This window comes from Microbulbifer sp. THAF38 (genome assembly GCF_009363535.1).
Taxonomy (GTDB): Bacteria; Pseudomonadota; Gammaproteobacteria; order Pseudomonadales; family Cellvibrionaceae; genus Microbulbifer.
In genome coordinates, this window is record NZ_CP045369.1 from 563519 (window position 1) to 580321 (window position 16803).

General features: G+C 52.0%; 14 protein-coding genes. 6 read left to right on the forward strand and 8 right to left on the reverse strand.

What is annotated here, in order from left to right; genetic code table 11:
- Positions 1-43: 43 nt before the first annotated feature.
- From FIU95_RS02495 to uvrA, 6 genes are all read right to left on the reverse strand, one after another.
- On the reverse strand, positions 44-1498 hold the full coding sequence (locus FIU95_RS02495) for a pectin acetylesterase-family hydrolase (protein ID WP_152451177.1): 1455 nt from the start codon (positions 1496-1498) through the stop codon (positions 44-46).
- Between the two features lie 413 nt (positions 1499-1911).
- Positions 1912-2889, reverse strand: a complete 978-nt coding sequence (locus FIU95_RS02500) for a biotin-dependent carboxyltransferase family protein (protein WP_152451179.1) — start codon at positions 2887-2889, stop codon at positions 1912-1914.
- Positions 2890-2903: 14 nt separating this feature from the next.
- The gene (gene pxpB, locus FIU95_RS02505) at positions 2904-3632 is read right to left on the reverse strand and encodes a 5-oxoprolinase subunit PxpB (protein WP_152451181.1); all 729 of its coding nucleotides are present in this window, start codon (positions 3630-3632) and stop codon (positions 2904-2906) included.
- The gene (gene pxpA, locus FIU95_RS02510) at positions 3629-4378 is read right to left on the reverse strand and encodes a 5-oxoprolinase subunit PxpA (protein ID WP_152451183.1); all 750 of its coding nucleotides are present in this window, start codon (positions 4376-4378) and stop codon (positions 3629-3631) included. The genes pxpB and pxpA overlap by 4 nt, the downstream gene beginning before the upstream one ends.
- Before the next feature lie 58 nt (positions 4379-4436).
- The gene (locus FIU95_RS02515; RefSeq protein WP_152451185.1) at positions 4437-5039 is read right to left on the reverse strand and encodes a hypothetical protein; all 603 of its coding nucleotides are present in this window, start codon (positions 5037-5039) and stop codon (positions 4437-4439) included.
- 80 nt (positions 5040-5119) lie between these two features.
- On the reverse strand, positions 5120-7945 hold the full coding sequence (gene uvrA / locus FIU95_RS02520; RefSeq protein ID WP_152451187.1) for an excinuclease ABC subunit UvrA: 2826 nt from the start codon (positions 7943-7945) through the stop codon (positions 5120-5122).
- 160 nt (positions 7946-8105) lie between these two features.
- On the opposite strand from uvrA, the gene FIU95_RS02525 reads away from it, so the two are divergent.
- The 4 genes from FIU95_RS02525 to FIU95_RS02540 all read left to right on the forward strand — a co-directional run bounded on the left by FIU95_RS02525 (position 8106) and on the right by FIU95_RS02540 (position 12403).
- Complete coding sequence (locus tag FIU95_RS02525) at positions 8106-9512, forward strand: mannose-1-phosphate guanylyltransferase/mannose-6-phosphate isomerase (RefSeq protein ID WP_152451189.1); 1407 nt, start codon at positions 8106-8108, stop codon at positions 9510-9512.
- A 90-nt stretch (positions 9513-9602) separates the two neighbouring features.
- The gene (locus tag FIU95_RS02530; protein WP_152451191.1) at positions 9603-10784 is read left to right on the forward strand and encodes an MFS transporter; all 1182 of its coding nucleotides are present in this window, start codon (positions 9603-9605) and stop codon (positions 10782-10784) included.
- A gap of 162 nt (positions 10785-10946) precedes the next feature.
- Positions 10947-11537: a single-stranded DNA-binding protein gene (ssb, locus tag FIU95_RS02535; protein ID WP_152451193.1), complete on the forward strand. Its 591-nt coding sequence runs from the start codon at positions 10947-10949 to the stop codon at positions 11535-11537.
- A gap of 14 nt (positions 11538-11551) precedes the next feature.
- Complete coding sequence (locus FIU95_RS02540; RefSeq protein ID WP_152451195.1) at positions 11552-12403, forward strand: sugar nucleotide-binding protein; 852 nt, start codon at positions 11552-11554, stop codon at positions 12401-12403.
- A 69-nt stretch (positions 12404-12472) separates the two neighbouring features.
- On the opposite strand, the gene fabB is transcribed toward FIU95_RS02540, so the two are convergent.
- Entirely contained in the window at positions 12473-13696 is a 1224-nt protein-coding gene (gene fabB, locus FIU95_RS02545; protein WP_152451197.1) for a beta-ketoacyl-ACP synthase I, read from the reverse strand.
- A 66-nt stretch (positions 13697-13762) separates the two neighbouring features.
- Positions 13763-14287, reverse strand: coding sequence for a 3-hydroxyacyl-[acyl-carrier-protein] dehydratase FabA (gene fabA / locus FIU95_RS02550; RefSeq protein WP_152451199.1), 525 nt, complete (start codon positions 14285-14287; stop codon positions 13763-13765).
- A 273-nt stretch (positions 14288-14560) separates the two neighbouring features.
- On the opposite strand from fabA, the gene galU reads away from it, so the two are divergent.
- Together galU and FIU95_RS02560 are read left to right on the forward strand one after the other, a co-directional pair.
- Complete coding sequence (gene galU, locus FIU95_RS02555; protein WP_152451201.1) at positions 14561-15409, forward strand: UTP--glucose-1-phosphate uridylyltransferase GalU; 849 nt, start codon at positions 14561-14563, stop codon at positions 15407-15409.
- Positions 15410-16759: a phosphomannomutase gene (locus FIU95_RS02560; protein WP_152451203.1), complete on the forward strand. Its 1350-nt coding sequence runs from the start codon at positions 15410-15412 to the stop codon at positions 16757-16759.
- The last annotated feature ends 44 nt before the right edge of the window (positions 16760-16803 follow it).

A 16803-nucleotide genomic window follows, 5' to 3' on the forward strand; every position in this document is an offset into this window, starting at 1 on the left:
TTTAGTACTTTCAGCAGCAGCACTGCTCTACGTCTGATCCGAGTTACATAAACAGGCCAATAAGGTCATAGAACCAATTACTGTTGTTTTCAAAGTCGGAGACTTTGTCGGTCTCATAGGCGCGGATCATGCCGCCACCGTTGTGGTTCACGATATTGTTCAGAAAATCCTTTAATTCCAGTCCATGCTCGGCGATTTCACCGTATTTAAGGTCAATAATCGTGGTGCAGTGGCTTTCGTTTAGGTTGCGAAACATTGGGAAGTAATAGCCCCAATTACTGGTTTGATCCAAGAGTGGTATTAGGTTTTCATGGGTGTCCTTTTGCCAGCGTTCGCGTAGTTTATTTAAACGAGAGTTGGCATCTGGGTCGTTGTAAATATCTTCGTAGAAGCGCTCATAGGAGTATGAAGAAAAATTACCGTCTGCCAGAAAGTGTGTAATACCCAGGCGATCCATGGGAAATTTATCCGATAGTGCGCGGTATATCGAAGCCAGCTGATTGCTATCAAATCCTGGAGTAAACGACTTTATCGCATTAATGGGATTCTCTTCAGTGGGATCTCCATCAGTTGTGTAAGTGGTCCAGGAGCGAAGCACTTCGTTGTGTAACGGTAATGACGGATACTGAGTGTTGTTATCACTGTCAAAAGGCGCGTTGTAAAGCGGGCCGGAATCATCTATCAGATAGCCATAGTCGACATTCATATCCTCACGAAGTTTCGTGTAATTTAACAGAGCCCCTACGCTGCCTGCACTACAACCAGCGGCAAGCATTTGCTTGGGTTTCTGTAAATTATTCTTTACCCAGGAGGTTACTGCCTGCACATTGCGCAAGCCATTATGATGCCAAATTAGGTCCGAGTTCTGACCACTCTTATCCTTATATACCTCGGTTTTATCGCCTACATAAATATCACCAGTACAGTAGGGAACGTAAACCATGTTCCACTCGCCCGTTTTGTACTGGTTGTAGGGGTGGTGGGTATAAATAAGGGGAGAGACACCCGCGGTAGTGAGATTATCGAAGTTTGTGAAATCTAAGAGGTGTACGTTACTGAGATAATCATCGGGGATACCATTAGGATTTCGTGCGCCGCGGATGCCGGCCTGGCCGGAGCAGCTCTCGTAGTCCCAACAGGCGCCGCCACCTTCAAAATAAAAAATGGTATTGCTGGTATCGGGCACTCGATAAACGAAAAATTTATAGGGAGAACCATTTCCGCACATGGCGCCAGTGCTGGCAGGAACATCTACTTTTTGCCAAGTATTAAAATCTTTCGGCTTGAAATCATCGTTAAAACCAGGGTCGTGCATGGTCAGAGGGTACATGCCCTGAGCCTGCTGAGGGGTGACCGGCTCATCAGCATTAGGAGGGTCAAAAAGGTGCTTTAGAGTGGTCCAAAAATTGTAATCTCCCGGCTCGGCTTGCGCATAGGAGGTGATAAGAAGTGAGCAGGCAATAAATGCCGTTAGTAAACCACGGAGAATTTTTATCATTATTAATCCCCTTTAGGTAATTGGTGTTTTCTCTCTGGACTAGGCCGCATTAAAGACGCCAAGTATGGGAATAGAAGTCAGTCCTATGGCTGTGGGTCAGTTAAGTTGGACACTCGTCCAAATCGCTATTTAGGTAAAACTCAAAAAGACTAGTTAATAATGATCCTTCGGTCTAGCTGAAGTAGTGGTAGAACCAGCTGGTCAGCTGGGACTGTTCAGTCTAGAGAGAGTCATTGAAAATATTCTATTAAATTTACTATGCCCATTGATGTTTGTTTTGGAGCGATGATATTGATGCAGAAATGCTCTAAAGATTGTGGTTTTTTAATTAGGGGGAGGTAATTAAAAGAGATGCGGGGTCGTCGTTATTCAGTAATTTGAATTTATTTTATTATTTGTTTAAAGGTCCCTCTTCAAAGAATAAATGTTTCTCTGGTCCCTGATTTAATCGTGTTTTGTAGCTTTCCTAAAAGTTTATGTTTTTCCTGTAAAACTTTTCTTGCCTTTGCCTGTGTGACCAGCTGAAAATTGATTTTATCCTGGGGTTTGAGTTGCCCTAATCTATGGAGGTCGGCCCGAATAACATGAGCCAGTCGAGGGTAACCGCCGATGGTTTGCCCTTCTATAAATGAAATAATCGGCTCGCCATTGTTTGGTATCTGAATACTTCCGGGATAAAGTCCGGAAGAAACCATTTCCCCTGAGATATCTTTCAGTCTCTCAGAGTCTGACATTATCGATGGTGATAGGCGAATTCCCATGCGGTTACTCTGAGCGGATACTTGAAAAGTGGTAGAAAAAAAATTGTCCAATGCAGATTGGGTAAAGCGCTGACCCTCTGCTCCATGGACGACTCTTATTAAGGGGCGTAGTCGATAGTTTGGGATAAACTCTCTTTCTAAGTGTGCTTCTTTTATTATACGGGTTTTTTCTAAGTAGATTTTTTCCCCTGACTTAATTGCCCCGTTTCTGTGTCCGCCAAAGCCGCTGATTAAATGGGTGGATACACTATTTAGAATTTGAGGTGCAGAGATTTTGGCGGATAAACCTATATATGCCCGAGCACCGCTCATTAAACTGGAAAAATCTAGAATATCCCCATTTTTAATTTGGATAACTTTATAGCTTTCAATGGGGTTGTTGTTTAACAGAACTTTGAATTGCGCGCCTGTAATGGCTATCGAAACATCACAATCGAACTCAATAAGTGGGCCCGTTAAAGTTATTTCCAGTACCGGGTTATTTAGAGTGTTGCCTAATAGTAAGTTAGCAAGCTTCATTGATAAGGGGTCTGCGGCGCCCCCTTGAGGAATTCCGTAGTGCATCAAGCCAGGCCGGCCACAGTCCTGAATACTGGTTTGTAGTCCGGCTCGAATAAAATAGATGCTCATAAATGTCTAATTTATTAATCGTGGTGTTGGCTAATGATGGCGAACTCCAATTTATTGATAGGGAAGAATTCGACAGTGTCCAAAGGAGCAGCAATAAAAGGAGATTCACTATAAGGCTGAAATAGCTGGAGGGGGGTTTGCCCGATAATCTGCCATCCCCCCGGTGTAGCTTGTGGATAAATTCCGGTTTGACTCCCACCAATTCCAACCGCTCCGGCAGGAATACTCGCTCTCGGCTTGTCTTTGCGAGGACAATGTAGTCTGGGATCAAGGCCGCCCAGATACAAAAAACCGGGTGAAAAACCCAGCATGTGCACGAGATAGGGGCTTGCAGTATGTAACTGAATGATCTCCTCGGGTGATAAGTCTGTGTATTTGCTCAATACGGTCATATCGGGAGCAAAAGTTGATTCATAGCAAACAGGAATACGAATTGTGCGAGGCTTTCTTTTGATTTTCTCTGGGTTTTCTAGGAAGCTTCGGGTTAACCGATGAACTTCCTGAGAAAGCGATTCGTTATCAAATAAAGTAGGAACAAAAATTATTGTTAGGCATTGATATGAGGGAATTAGGTCGGTAAGTCCATTTGGGCCATGCTTAAGGATATACTGTCTTAGCCCAATAATGTAGCGACTGAGGTTTGCACTAGGTTTCGCGCTAAAGCGGATATCTAGGGCACTATCCCCATTCATAGACACATTAAAATCTAACTTTTTGGGGAAGTCTTTTTCGGGGAGTGTCACGAATGTATGCTCAATCCATGGAGCTGCAAGTGATTGACAAGCCTCTCTGCGATACGCACTGCTATTGGATTATCACTATGTAAACAAATAGTGTCGACTGAAAATTTTAGTGGTATGCCATGATAGCTTGTAATGCCTGTGCCTTTTGCCAATGCGACAGCTCTTTCGAGGCAGTGATCAATGTTGTTTAGAACTGATCCAGGCAAATCACGTGGCGCTAGTTTTTCTTTATTGATGTATTGCCTGTCCATAAAACCCTCCCGGTAAAAAATACGATTTTTTTCGGCTGCGGCGGCTTCCATGGTGCTATTAGCGAGGCCGATAATTTTCAGTGAGGGATATTCCTCGGAGAGTAGGGAGGTAATTCTTTGGGCCAGTAACTGGTCTGCTTCGGCATCGTTATATAGAGCGCCGTGCAACTTAATATGGTCGAGCTGCGTTCCTGCTGCAATAGCAAGGGTTTGAAGTTGATTGATCTGAGCGTATAAAGAGTCGAGTAATTGATTTGGCGAGATTGCGACAGATTTTCTTCCAAAGTTTTCCCGATCTGGGTAGCTGGGGTGGGCCCCTATTTTTAACTTATATTGCTGTGCGTTGCGAATAGAGAGGCGCATAATCTCCAGGTTGCCAGCATGGCCACCGCAGGCGATATTGCAGCGGGAGATAAAGGGCATAATCTGCGCATCCCTCTCGCAGCTGATTAAATCAGATCCTTCACCTAGGTCACAGTTGATATCGATCTTCATTCGTCGCGGCTCACAATTAGAGAAAACTTTGTTTAGAATTCTGTCTAATGAAAAGTATCTAAATGCGGTTGGTAGTACATGCTTCAACCTCCATAGAGGTTCCCTCGTTCTCTGAACGATAGCATCCACCCAAGGGTGAGCAGAAGCAGAAGTCGACAGATATTTTCTCTCTTTCTTTGTTAAGCTTTTCCCAAAGATCGTAAGATCGCTGGCCATAGAATAATGCAAATATTCGTCGCTTGGAGTTCGCAGGGATTAAGCTGTTGGATAAAGTTGAGGTGAGTATATTTCCTTTGTCTAGGCTGGCAGCGTCCTCATCGCTTGTCACTTTTTTTGTGAATTCTTGATATTCCTGTTGGCAGCAAGCATTCAGGAATTCCCTGGCGGTATGGTAGGTAGTTTGCTCATAGTTGATACTGAAACTCTTCAGTAGAGCTGGGCTTGCCCCCACATTGTAAAGTTCAAAATAAATCGATGGTTTGTCATCCTCAAGGTCGTAATTGCTCTGTGAAAATTGAATGACAGGCATGGTCATTATTTTGACTTGTTTATTTGCTGCTTCGGCCTGCAGATAAGTTGCATAGAAGGAGGCAAGGGAAACCATCATTGCGCATAGTGCAATAATTAAGTTTAACTTTTCTTGATCCAATTTTTTTATCATTTCCCACGTTCCGTCGCGATATGTATTCGGTGATTTAATTACTATAGGAGCCAGACTGCGATCCAGCTCCGTAGTATTGATCAGCCAAGCATCGGTTTTAGGAAGTGACCGGTATGGGAAACTTCCATTTCTGCCACTTCCTCGGGAGTTCCCGCTGCAATAATTTGTCCGCCGCCAGAACCACCTTCCGGACCCAGGTCCACGATCCAATCGGCTGTTTTGATCACATCTAGATTGTGTTCGATAACCACGATGGTATTGCCGTGATCGCGTAAGCGATGTAAGACATCCAGTAACAATTGGATATCGGCAAAGTGCAGGCCGGTAGTGGGTTCGTCGAGGATATAGAGGGTTTGGCCAGTATCGCGCTTGGATAGCTCGCGGGAGAGCTTTACTCGCTGGGCTTCACCGCCGGAGAGCGTCGTGGCAGCCTGACCAAGTTTGATATAGGAGAGGCCGACATCAATGAGTGTTTGTAATTTTTTGGCAATAGCAGGCACGGGATCAAAAAACTCCCGCGCATCTTCCACCGTCATTTCCAACACTTCGTGGATATTTTTACCCTTATAGTGAACTTCCAGGGTTTCACGGTTATAGCGTTTACCATGACAGGTATCGCAGGGTACATAGATATCCGGAAGGAAGTGCATTTCCACCTTGATTACACCGTCGCCCTGACAGGCTTCGCAGCGACCGCCTTTTACGTTAAAGCTAAAACGCCCAGGTTTGTAACCACGTGAGCGCGCTTCCTGAGTACCGGCAAACAGATCTCGAATCGGAGTAAAAATACCGGTGTAAGTGGCGGGATTGGACCTTGGAGTGCGCCCAATAGGGCTCTGGTCTATATCCACACACTTGTCGAAATGCTCCAACCCGTGGACGGCCTTATAAGGGGACGCCTTCAAGGTGGTGGCTTTATTTAGGGCTGTGGCTGCAAGAGGGTAGAGGGTGGTATTGATTAGGGTAGATTTACCTGAGCCGGAGACACCGGTGACACAGGTAAACAGCCCCACGGGTATTTCCAGGTTCACGTTTTGCAAATTATTGCCGCTGGCACCTTCGAGGCGCAGCATATAATCCGGATCTGGGATGTAGCGCTCTTCCGGTATGGCAATTTTCTTTTTGCCCGACAGGTACTGGCCGGTGAGGGATTTTTTGCACTTGGCAATTTTATCGGCGGTGCCAGCCGCGACGACTTCACCACCATGAACACCGGCACCGGGGCCAATATCGACAATAAAGTCGGCGCTGCGGATGGCGTCTTCATCGTGCTCTACGACAATCACGGTATTACCGATATCGCGCAGGTGGGTAAGAGTGTTGAGCAGGCGTTCGTTGTCCCGTTGGTGTAGGCCAATAGAGGGCTCATCGAGGATATACATCACACCCACCAGGCCGGCACCGATCTGGCTGGCCAGGCGAATCCGCTGCGCTTCACCGCCGGATAGGGTCTCTGCGCTGCGGTTCAGGGTCAGGTAGTTGAGGCCCACATCCACCAGGAAACGGAAGCGATCGCGAAGCTCTTTAAGAATTTTATCGGCAATTTCCTTTTGGGCGCCTTTGAAGCTCAGCTCGTGATCAAAATAATTGAAAGCATCGCCGACGGGCAGTTCGGTAATCTGTGCCAGGGTACGGTTATCCACAAAGACATGGCGGGCTTCACGGCGCAGGCGGGTGCCGTGACATTCGGGGCACCTTTGCGTGCTCAGATATTTGGCCAGTTCTTCGCGGACAGACTGGGATTCTGTATCCCGATAGCGGCGCTGGAAGTTGGGGATAATACCTTCAAAGGTGTGCTGTCGCACAGTGACATCACCGCGATCATTCACATAGCTAAAGTCAATTTCCTCATCGCCACTGCCCTGCAAAATGACTTTGCGGTGAGTTTTACGCAGTTTTTTCCAGGGTTTGTCCAGGTCGAAGCCATAGTGCTCGGCCAGAGAGTCGAGCATATGGTAGTAGTAGATATTGCGCCTGTCCCAGCCGCGAATAGCGCCTTCGGAAATACTGCTCTCCGGGTCGAGAATCACTTTATCTTCGTCAAAGAACTGCTTAACCCCCAGTCCGTCGCAACTGGGGCAGGCACCGGCCGGGTTGTTGAAGGAAAACAGACGCGGTTCCAGTTCGTCCAATGAATAGTCACAGACAGGGCAGGCGTGGCGGGCAGAAAAAAGGCGGTCTTCCTGGTCGCCATCCATAAAGCTGACGGAGGCGATGCCATCGGTGAGATTCAAAGCGGTCTCGAAGGATTCTGCCAGGCGTAACTGCAGGTCATCGCGCACCTTGAAGCGGTCTACCACCACTTCGACCGTGTGTTTGCGGCGCTTGTCCAATTTGGGGGTATCGTCCAAATCGCAGATAACCCCATCGATACGTGCGCGCACGAAGCCGTCGCGACGCAGCTGTTCGAATACATGCTGGTGCTCGCCCTTGCGGTCGCGAACGACCGGTGCTAGCAGCATCAGCTTAGTGCCTTCCGGCAGGGTTAGTACCTGATCCACCATCTGGCTGACCGTCTGGGCTTGCAGAGGCTCGTCGTGTTCCGGGCAGCGCGGCTCACCGACACGGGCGAACAGCAGTCTGAGGTAGTCGTAAATCTCGGTAATGGTACCCACGGTGGAGCGCGGGTTGTGGGAGGTGGACTTCTGCTCAATGGAAATCGCCGGTGACAGCCCCTCGACAGTATCTACATCCGGCTTTTCCATCATCGATAAAAATTGCCGTGCATAGGTGGAGAGAGACTCCACATAACGGCGCTGGCCCTCGGCGTACAGGGTGTCGAAGGCCAGGGAGGATTTACCGGAACCCGATAGTCCGGTGATCACGATCAGCTTGTCGCGGGGGATGTCGAGATCGATATTTTTCAGGTTGTGGGTGCGAGCACCCCTCACATAAATCGTGTCCACGCTCTACCTATATTGCTGCTAATACTGGGCCGGGCCACGGACTTGCTCCGCGCGGGGCGATCACAACTGCGGTGCCGGGAAAACAGTCGAGTATAAACTCGCCACTCAATGTGCCAAAATCGTCTGCCGCAAAAAACCAACCGATGAACAGATAGCGCTGATGATTCCTGTAATTCTCTGTGGTGGCACCGGTTCGCGCCTGTGGCCACTCTCTCGCGAAACCTACCCAAAGCAGTTTTTGCCGCTAACAGGTGAAGAAACCATGTTGCAGGCTACCGCAAGGCGGTTGGAGGGCGTGGCACAGCTACAGGCTCCGATTTTAGTGTGCAATGAGGAACATCGCTTTGCCGCTGCGGAGCAGCTGCGCGAGATTGGTCATGGCGCCCAGTCTATTTTACTGGAGCCCTGCGCGCGCAATACGGCACCAGCTATTGCCCTGGCGGCCCTGGCGGCGCTTGAGTCCGGTGAGGACCCCTTGCTGCTGGTACTGCCGGCGGACCACGCGGTGGCTGATGTGGCGGCTTTTCAGGAGGCGCTACAGCCGGCTCGGGCCCTGGCAGAGCAGGGACATTTAGTCACTTTTGGTATTGTCCCGACTCGGGCAGAGACCGGTTACGGCTATATCCGCCGCGGAGAGGCGCTTTCCACCGGTGCATGGTCGGTGGCAGAGTTTGTCGAGAAGCCAGATGCCGATACCGCCGAGTCCTATCTGGCCGATGGCGGTTATTCCTGGAACAGCGGTATGTTTCTGTTCCGTGCCTCCCGCTATCTGGAGGAGCTGGGCCAGCATCGCGAGGATATTCTCAATGCCTGTCGCACGGCCTACGAGCAGGCGGCTCGAGATCTGGATTTTACCCGGGTGGATAGAGAGGCTTTCGCCGCTTGCGCCGATGAATCTGTGGATTATGCGGTTATGGAGCCTACCGAGTCGGCGGCTGTAGTACCTATGGATGCTGGCTGGAGCGATGTGGGCTCCTGGCTGGGATTGTGGGAGCTGGCCGAGCGGGATGGCGACGACAATCTGCTGCAAGGTGATGTATTGCAGGAAGACAGCAGCGGTTGCCTGGTGCGTGCGGAGAGTCGCCTGGTCAGTTTGCTCGGTGTAGAGGACCTGGTGGTGGTGGATACCGACGACGCCCTGCTAATTGCTGATAAGCAGCGGGTTCAGGAGGTGAAGAAACTGGTGGGAAGCCTCAAGCGCTCCGGCCGCAGCGAGGCCCAGCGACACCGCAAGGTGTATAGACCTTGGGGTTACTACGACTCTATCGATGCGGGCCCGCGTTTTCAGGTAAAACGCATCGTGGTTAAGCCCGGACAACAGCTTTCCCTGCAGATGCACCACCACCGCGCAGAGCACTGGATTGTGGTGCGTGGCACCGCGCGAGTGACCCGTGGCGATGAGGAGTTATTGGTTACCGAGAATCAGTCCACCTATATCCCCCTGGGGGTGACGCACCGATTGGAAAATCCCGGCACTATTCCGTTGGAGCTGATTGAGGTGCAATCCGGCAGTTACCTGGGCGAGGACGATATAGTCCGCTTCGATGACGACTATGGCCGCGGTTAGATCTCCGCGAAAGTTGTACAGCTTCCACTACAGCCCAGCGCTCGCTCGCTGTACAATGCGCGCCCAATTTGACGCTGTTCCGGGAGCTGCATGAATTCCATTGAGCGCCGGGCCCTGGGTGGGCTGGCTTCCCTTTATGTCTTTCGCATGCTCGGCCTGTTTATGGTGCTGCCGGTACTCACGGTATACGGTGAGGGCTATCGCGATAGCACCCCGATGCTACTGGGGTTGGCCATGGGCGCCTATGGCTTGAGCCAGGCCTTATTGCAGATTCCGCTGGGGCTCTTGTCCGATCGCTGGGGCCGCAAACCCGTGATTTATACTGGCCTGGCGCTATTTGCCCTCGGTAGTATCGTCGCTGCACAGACGGACTCTGTATATGGGCTGATTGTTGGCCGGGTGTTACAGGGTTGTGGAGCGATCGCTGCCGCTGTAATGGCATTGGTGGCTGATTTGACCCGGGATGAGAAGCGCGGTATCGCCATGGCTGTGATCGGCGCTTCGATCGGTGTGGCCTTTATGCTAGCGGTAATACTGGGCCCGGCACTCGCGGGTGCTGGCGGACTACCGGCTATTTTCTGGCTGACAGCAGCACTGGCCGTGTTAGGCATGTTGCTGGTATGGAGAGTGGTGCCGACACCTCAAGTGGCAAAGCGCCCAGCAGTATTTAAGGGCGGTTTTCGCAAGGTTCTGGCTAGTGGCCTGACTTGGCGCCTGGTCAGCGGGGCCTTCTTTTCCCACTTGCTACTGACGGCACTGTTTGTGGCCTTGCCACTGGTACTGGTCGATCGGTTGGGCTGGCCGGCGCAAGAGCACTGGAAACTCTATGGCCCACTGATGCTCGGCACCTTTATCGTTATGTTGCCCATGATGCGTATGGCCGAGCGTTCCGGTAAGGTGCCGCTCGCACTGAACCTGGCAGCGCTCGCCCTGGTTGCTGGCAGCGCGGCGCTACTTCCGATGAATGGGACTGTAGCGGTCGTACTGCTGCTGAGTATTTTCTTTATTGGCTTCAACTTGCTGGAAGCCCTGTTGCCGGCACAGTTAACTCGCAAAGCCCCGGAGGATGCCCGCGGGGCTGCCTCGGGCCTCTATGCAACGTTGCAGTTTTTCGGCACTTTTGTCGGCGGCAGTCTGGGTGGATATCTGTACGGAATCGGTGGCACCAGTGCAGTGGCGGGGCTCGGTTTTGCGGTAGTGGCAATTTGGATACTGCTCTGGTGGCTTCTGCGTGAGCGGGTCTCGGGTGTCCGCGAGGGTAGCGCTTACTAACAGCGGATGTCTGTTGTATGCTGCTGTATAAAAATACACTGGTTGTCGCTGTGGGCGGCTGCCTGTTTACAGACTAACAGTGCGTGTGAAACCGCACCTTGTAGTTAATTATTGAATGATTATTGCTCCGGGTGGGACCCGGGTCGAAGAGAGGAGAGGGCCATGGCCAGGGGTATCAACAAAGTAATTTTAATCGGCAACCTGGGTAACGACCCGGAGACCAAATATATGCCGAGCGGCGGTGCGGTGACCAACGTCAGCCTGGCCACCAGTGAGAGCTGGAAGGACAAGCAGACCGGTCAGCAACAGGAGCGCACCGAATGGCACCGTGTAGTATTTTTTAATCGCCTGGCTGAGATCGCCGGCGAGTACTTGCGCAAGGGCTCCAAGGTCTATGTTGAGGGCTCACTGCGCACGCGCAAGTGGCAGGATAAGAGTAGTGGTCAGGATCGCTACACTACCGAGATTGTTGCCAGTGAGATGCAAATGCTCGATGGTCGAGGAGAGCAGGGTGGCTTCGGCCAGGGCATGGGCGGTGCCGCAATGGGTGCAGCCGGAATGGGCGGCCAGATGGGTGGTCATCAGGGCGGCCAGGGTGGTTACGAACAGCAGGGCGGCTTCCAACAAGGTGGCTACCAGCAGGGTAATCAGGGACGCCCAGCGCCCGGTAACCAACAGCAGCCCGCACAGCAACCAAGCCAGGGCCCTGCCGGTGGTTTCGATAACAGCTTCGACGACGATATTCCCTTCTAAAGCAGGCCTGCCCTGTGTCTGATCTACATACCGGATACAAGCCGGATCGGGTTGCGTTAATTCGCGCCGGAAACGATATCGACAACGCGCTGCAGAAACGCCTGCAGCGCGCTGGCTTTCGCATCCAGCAACTTGGGCCCTCGGAACTCGATAAGTTGCGTCCCGCCTCTATTGTTATCAATGCATCGGCATGCGCGGATGACCAGGGGATGCCAGAGGCGTTGCAGGTCGCCAAGGCGCTGGCACAATGTTCCTGCCGACATGTTATTCATCTCTCTTCCTATGCGGTCTTTGCCGGTGGCGAACCGAGGAAATATGACGAGGACGAAGTAGCGGCACCGCAGGCTCGCAGTGGACGGCAATGGCTGGCCTGTGAGGAAGCCCTGGCCGGCCACGAAAACCTGACTATTCTGCGCTTTGGCTGGCTGGTGGATAGCAATCCAGATGCTTTGCTTGGGCGGGTACTGCGCGGCTTCATTACTGGTGAGCCAGTCGCGCTGGATGGGTGCAATAGTGGTAATCCCGTCACTGCTTTGGATTTGGCTCGCGTCGCTGTTGCCTTAGCGCAGCAGCTGGCCAGTGGTGCTGAGGCTCGAGGGATCTATCATTACGGCAGCTCGGATAGCTGTACTGCGGTAGAGTTTGCCCTTGAGGTCGTGGAGCGAGCCCAGTCACTCTATGACGAGGGCAGGTTTGCGCAATTCAGTGCGCTGGAAACCGGACCGGACCAAAGGGACAGGGGGGTAGTATTAGCCTGCGGTAAGCTGCGCGATGTCTTCGGTATACAGCAGCATAGCTGGCGACAGGGCCTGACCAGACAGGTGGAATTGTGGTTGGAGCGCCTGGATGCGGAGCGGCAGGAATAGTCTTGCTATCCATAAAAAAGGGCGCCAATTTGGCGCCCTTTTTTGTTTATAGTGAGTCCGCTCGCTGCTTTACAGCTTATCGAATACCAGGCAGGCATTGGTGCCGCCGAAGCCAAAACTGTTGGACATGGCACGTTTAATCTCGCATTCACGCAACTCTGTGACCAGGTCCATCCCTTCTGCCGCGGGATCTTGGTGATCCACATTCGCGGAAGCGGCAATAAAGTTGTTTTGCATCATTAGCAGGCTGTAGATCGCCTCCTGTACACCGGCGGCTCCCAGGGAGTGTCCGGTCAGGGATTTTGTGGAGGCAAATGGGGGCACTTTGCCGGCAAAAACTTCGCCCATGGCTTTCAGTTCTGCGACATCGCCAACTGGGGTTGAGGTACCGTGGGTGTTGATGTAATCCACACTGCCCTGGAGTCCCTTGCCATCCATGCCCGCGAGAGCCTGCTGCATACAGCGCACTGCGCCTTCACCACTGGGGGCTACCATATCGTATCCATCGGAAGTGGCGCCATAGCCAGTGAGTTCGGCATAAATGGTTGCTCCGCGAGCGAGGGCATGCTCCATTTCTTCCAGAATCAGGCACCCACCACCACCGGCGATGACAAAACCATCGCGATCGGCATCATAGGGGCGTGAGGCCTTGGTGGGCTCGTCATTGTATTTACTCGAAAGAGCGCCCATGGCATCGAACAGGTGAGTGAGGCTCCAGGCGAGTTCTTCACCACCACCGGCGAAGATAACATCCTGTTTGCCCATCTGGATTAGCTCGGCTCCGTGACCAATGCAGTGAGCGCTGGTGGCACAGGCGGAGGAAATGCTGTAGTTCACACCTTTGATTTTAAAGGGAGTGGCTAGGCAGGCGGAAACAGTGCTGTTCATCACCTGGGGAACTCGGTAGGCGCCGACGCGGCGAACCCCCTTTTCCTTGAGCGTATGGGCGGCATCAATAATCTGCTGAGTGGAGGTGCCGCCCGATCCCATCACAATACCGGTGCGGGGGTTGGAGATATCGCTTTCCTCCATACCGGACATTTCAATAGCCTCGCGCATAGCAATATAGGCATAGGCGGCGGCATCCCCCATAAACCGCAGCTGTTTGCGGTCGATGTGTTCCTTGAAATCGATATCTACAGGGCCAGCTACCTGGCTGCGTAGGCCTAGTTCTTTGTACTCTTCTTGAAAGCGAATGCCGCTGCGGCCTGCTCGCAAGGACTCGGTAACTTCTTTTGTGTTGGTACCGATACAGGATGTGATGCCCATCCCGGTAATGACTACCCGACGCATAGTGATCTCCAGCATTACTTGTTGGCAGAGGCCTTTATGGTTTCTACCGGTATTGGTTTCATGGGGTTAGAAATTGTCGGTGCGGGTGAATAAGCCTACGCGAAGATCCTTCGCGGTGTAAATTTCACGCCCATCGACAGATACTGTACCGTCGCCGATCCCCATGACCAATCTCCGCTCGACAACCCGGCTCAGCTGAATGTGATAGGTCACTTTTTTGCTGGTAGGAAGGATTTGGCCGGTAAATTTGACTTCGCCACAACCGAGGGCGCGACCGTGTCCTGGGTTGCCTTTCCAAGCGAGGAAATAGCCCAACAGTTGCCACATGGCATCCAGGCCCAGGCAGCCGGGCATTACCGGGTCACCGGGAAAGTGGCACTCGAAAAACCAGAGGTCGGGGTGGATGTCCAGCTCGGCGATCAGTTCCCCCTTGTTAAAGGCTCCCCCTTCTTTAGATATATGCGTGATGCGGTCCAGCATCAGCATATTAGGGGCCGGCAATTGGGCATTGCCTGGGCCAAACATCTCACCAGTGGAGCAGGTCAGTAGCTCCTCTCTGTCGTAGCTACTTTTTTGAACAAAATTACTCATCTTCTCCCCGATTGTGGGTGGTTACGCAACTTATGTTGAGCGTTTTTGTAAGAGCGGGCATTCTAAGCGCTGTGTGTCGCTTGTCCAGTCAGTCAAAATTATTTTTGTGACTGTCGTAGTAATTACTTTCACAACATCTTATATGATCAATTGTGTAGAGCGCTGACACATCAGAGGAATTTGGCGTCATCCTTTGTAAGTGAACTCTCTTTTTAGCTATGTTAAGTTGCCGCCGGCGCGGGGGTGCGCTTGTTTTTGATTATGGGGAGCGCAATGCTTAAGAAATGTTTATTCCCGGTTGCCGGTTACGGTACCCGTTTCCTGCCAGCCACTAAGGCGATGCCGAAAGAGATGCTGCCGCTCGTGAACAAGCCATTGGTGCAGTACGGTGTGGAAGAGGCCATCGAAGCCGGCCTGACAGAAATTGGCTTTGTTACCGGGCGCGGTAAGCGTGCCATCGAAGATCATTTCGATACAAACTACGAGTTAGAGCACCAAATTGCTGGGACCGGTAAAGAGCGCTACCTAGACTCTGTACATAAAGTGATCGATAGCGCCAGCTTTTCCTATACTCGCCAGGGTGAAATGCGCGGCTTGGGTGATGCGATATTGCAGGGGCGCCGCCTGGTGGGAGATGAGCCATTTGGGGTAGTGCTGGCGGATGACCTGTGCCTGAATGATGACCTGGGCGTGCTCTCGCAAATGGTGCAGCTCTATAAGCAGTTCCGCTGTTCCATCGTTGCCGTCGAGGAGGTGCCGATGGACCAGATTCATAAGTTTGGTGTGATTGCGGGCAATGAAATCAAGCCGGGTCTGTATCAGGTAACGGATATGGTGGAAAAACCGGCTGCTGAAGACGCGCCGAGTAATAAGGCGATTATCGGCCGCTATATCCTCACCCCGGATATTTTTGATCTGATCCGCGATACTCCGCCGGGCAAAAATGGGGAAGTGCAAATTACTGATGCGTTGCTGACCCAGGCGCGCCAGGGTTGTGTTCTTGCTTACGCTTTTAAGGGGCGGCGCTTTGACTGTGGCTCGGTGGAAGGGTTTATTGAGGCCACTAACCACGTCTTTGAAAATGTGTATCTGCCGGAACAGGCCGCCCAGGAGAAAAAATAAGTGTCAGATCTGACCTGCTTTAAAGCCTATGATTTGCGCGGCCGTGTGCCTGATGAGCTGAATACCGAAGTGGCTTATCGGGTGGGGCGGGCATTTGCCCAATTTCTGCGGGCGAAACGTGTCGTGGTTGGTCATGATATTCGACTTACCAGTGGTGAGCTGACGGATGCCCTGGTGAATGGTTTGCGCGACGCTGGTACCGATGTCTTCCACATTGGTGAGTGCGGCACTGAAGAAGTGTATTTCGCTACTTTCCATGGTGATTTTGATGGTGGTATTTGTGTGACTGCCAGCCATAACCCCATGGATTACAACGGCATGAAGTTTGTTCGCGCGGGTAGTAGGCCGATTAGTGGCGATACCGGTTTGTTCGATATCAAACGCTTGGCAGAAGAGAATGATTTTGCCCCTGTTGCGGAGCGCGGGAGCCTGCAGCGTTTTGAGCACCGTGCAGATTTTGTGAAGCACTTGCTTGGCTATGTCGATAGCAAAGCCCTGAAGCCCCTAAAGTTGGTGGTCAATGCGGGCAATGGTGGCGCGGGTGCCGTCGTCGATGCACTGGCGCCGCACTTGCCGTTTGAGTTTGTGCGGGTGCACCATCAGCCAGATGGCAACTTCCCCAATGGGATTCCCAACCCGCTCCTGCCGGAAAACCGCGCTTCTACTGCAGAGGCGGTGCGGGAGAGTGGTGCTGACTTTGGTATTGCCTGGGATGGTGACTTTGATCGCTGTTTCTTCTTCGATGAGAACGGCGATTTTATCGAGGGCTATTATGTGGTCGGCCTGCTTGCGGAGGCCTTCCTGGTGAAGCACAAGGGCGCCAAAGTGGTTCACGATCCTCGCCTGCTGTGGAATACGGAAGATATTGTGCGTGCTGCTGGGGGTGAGCCAGTCCAGAGTAAAACTGGCCATGCCTTTATTAAGGAGCGCATGCGCAAAGAAGATGCCATTTATGGTGGTGAGATGAGTGCACACCATTATTTCCGTGACTTCGCCTACTGCGATAGTGGCATGATCCCCTGGCTGCTGGTGGCGGAGCTGGTCAGCCGTAGCGGTAAGACTCTGTCCCAGTTGGTGGGAGAACGTATGGCGGCTTTCCCCTGCTCGGGTGAGATCAACTCCAAAGTGCAGGATGCGGCAGCGGTGATTAAAGCTGCAGAGGAAAAGTATGGTGCAGAGGCACTCAGTGTCGAGCATGTGGATGGTCTGAGCGTGGCTTATGCCGAGTGGCGCTTTAATTTGCGCATGTCCAATACTGAGCCGGTGATTCGTCTCAATGTTGAGTCCCGCGGGGATAAGGCTTTGATGCGAGAGAAGACCGAAGAATTGCTAAAGCTGATTCGTTCATGATCTCCAGCTCATCTCCGAATAGGCTTTAAGAGCTGCAGCCTTGA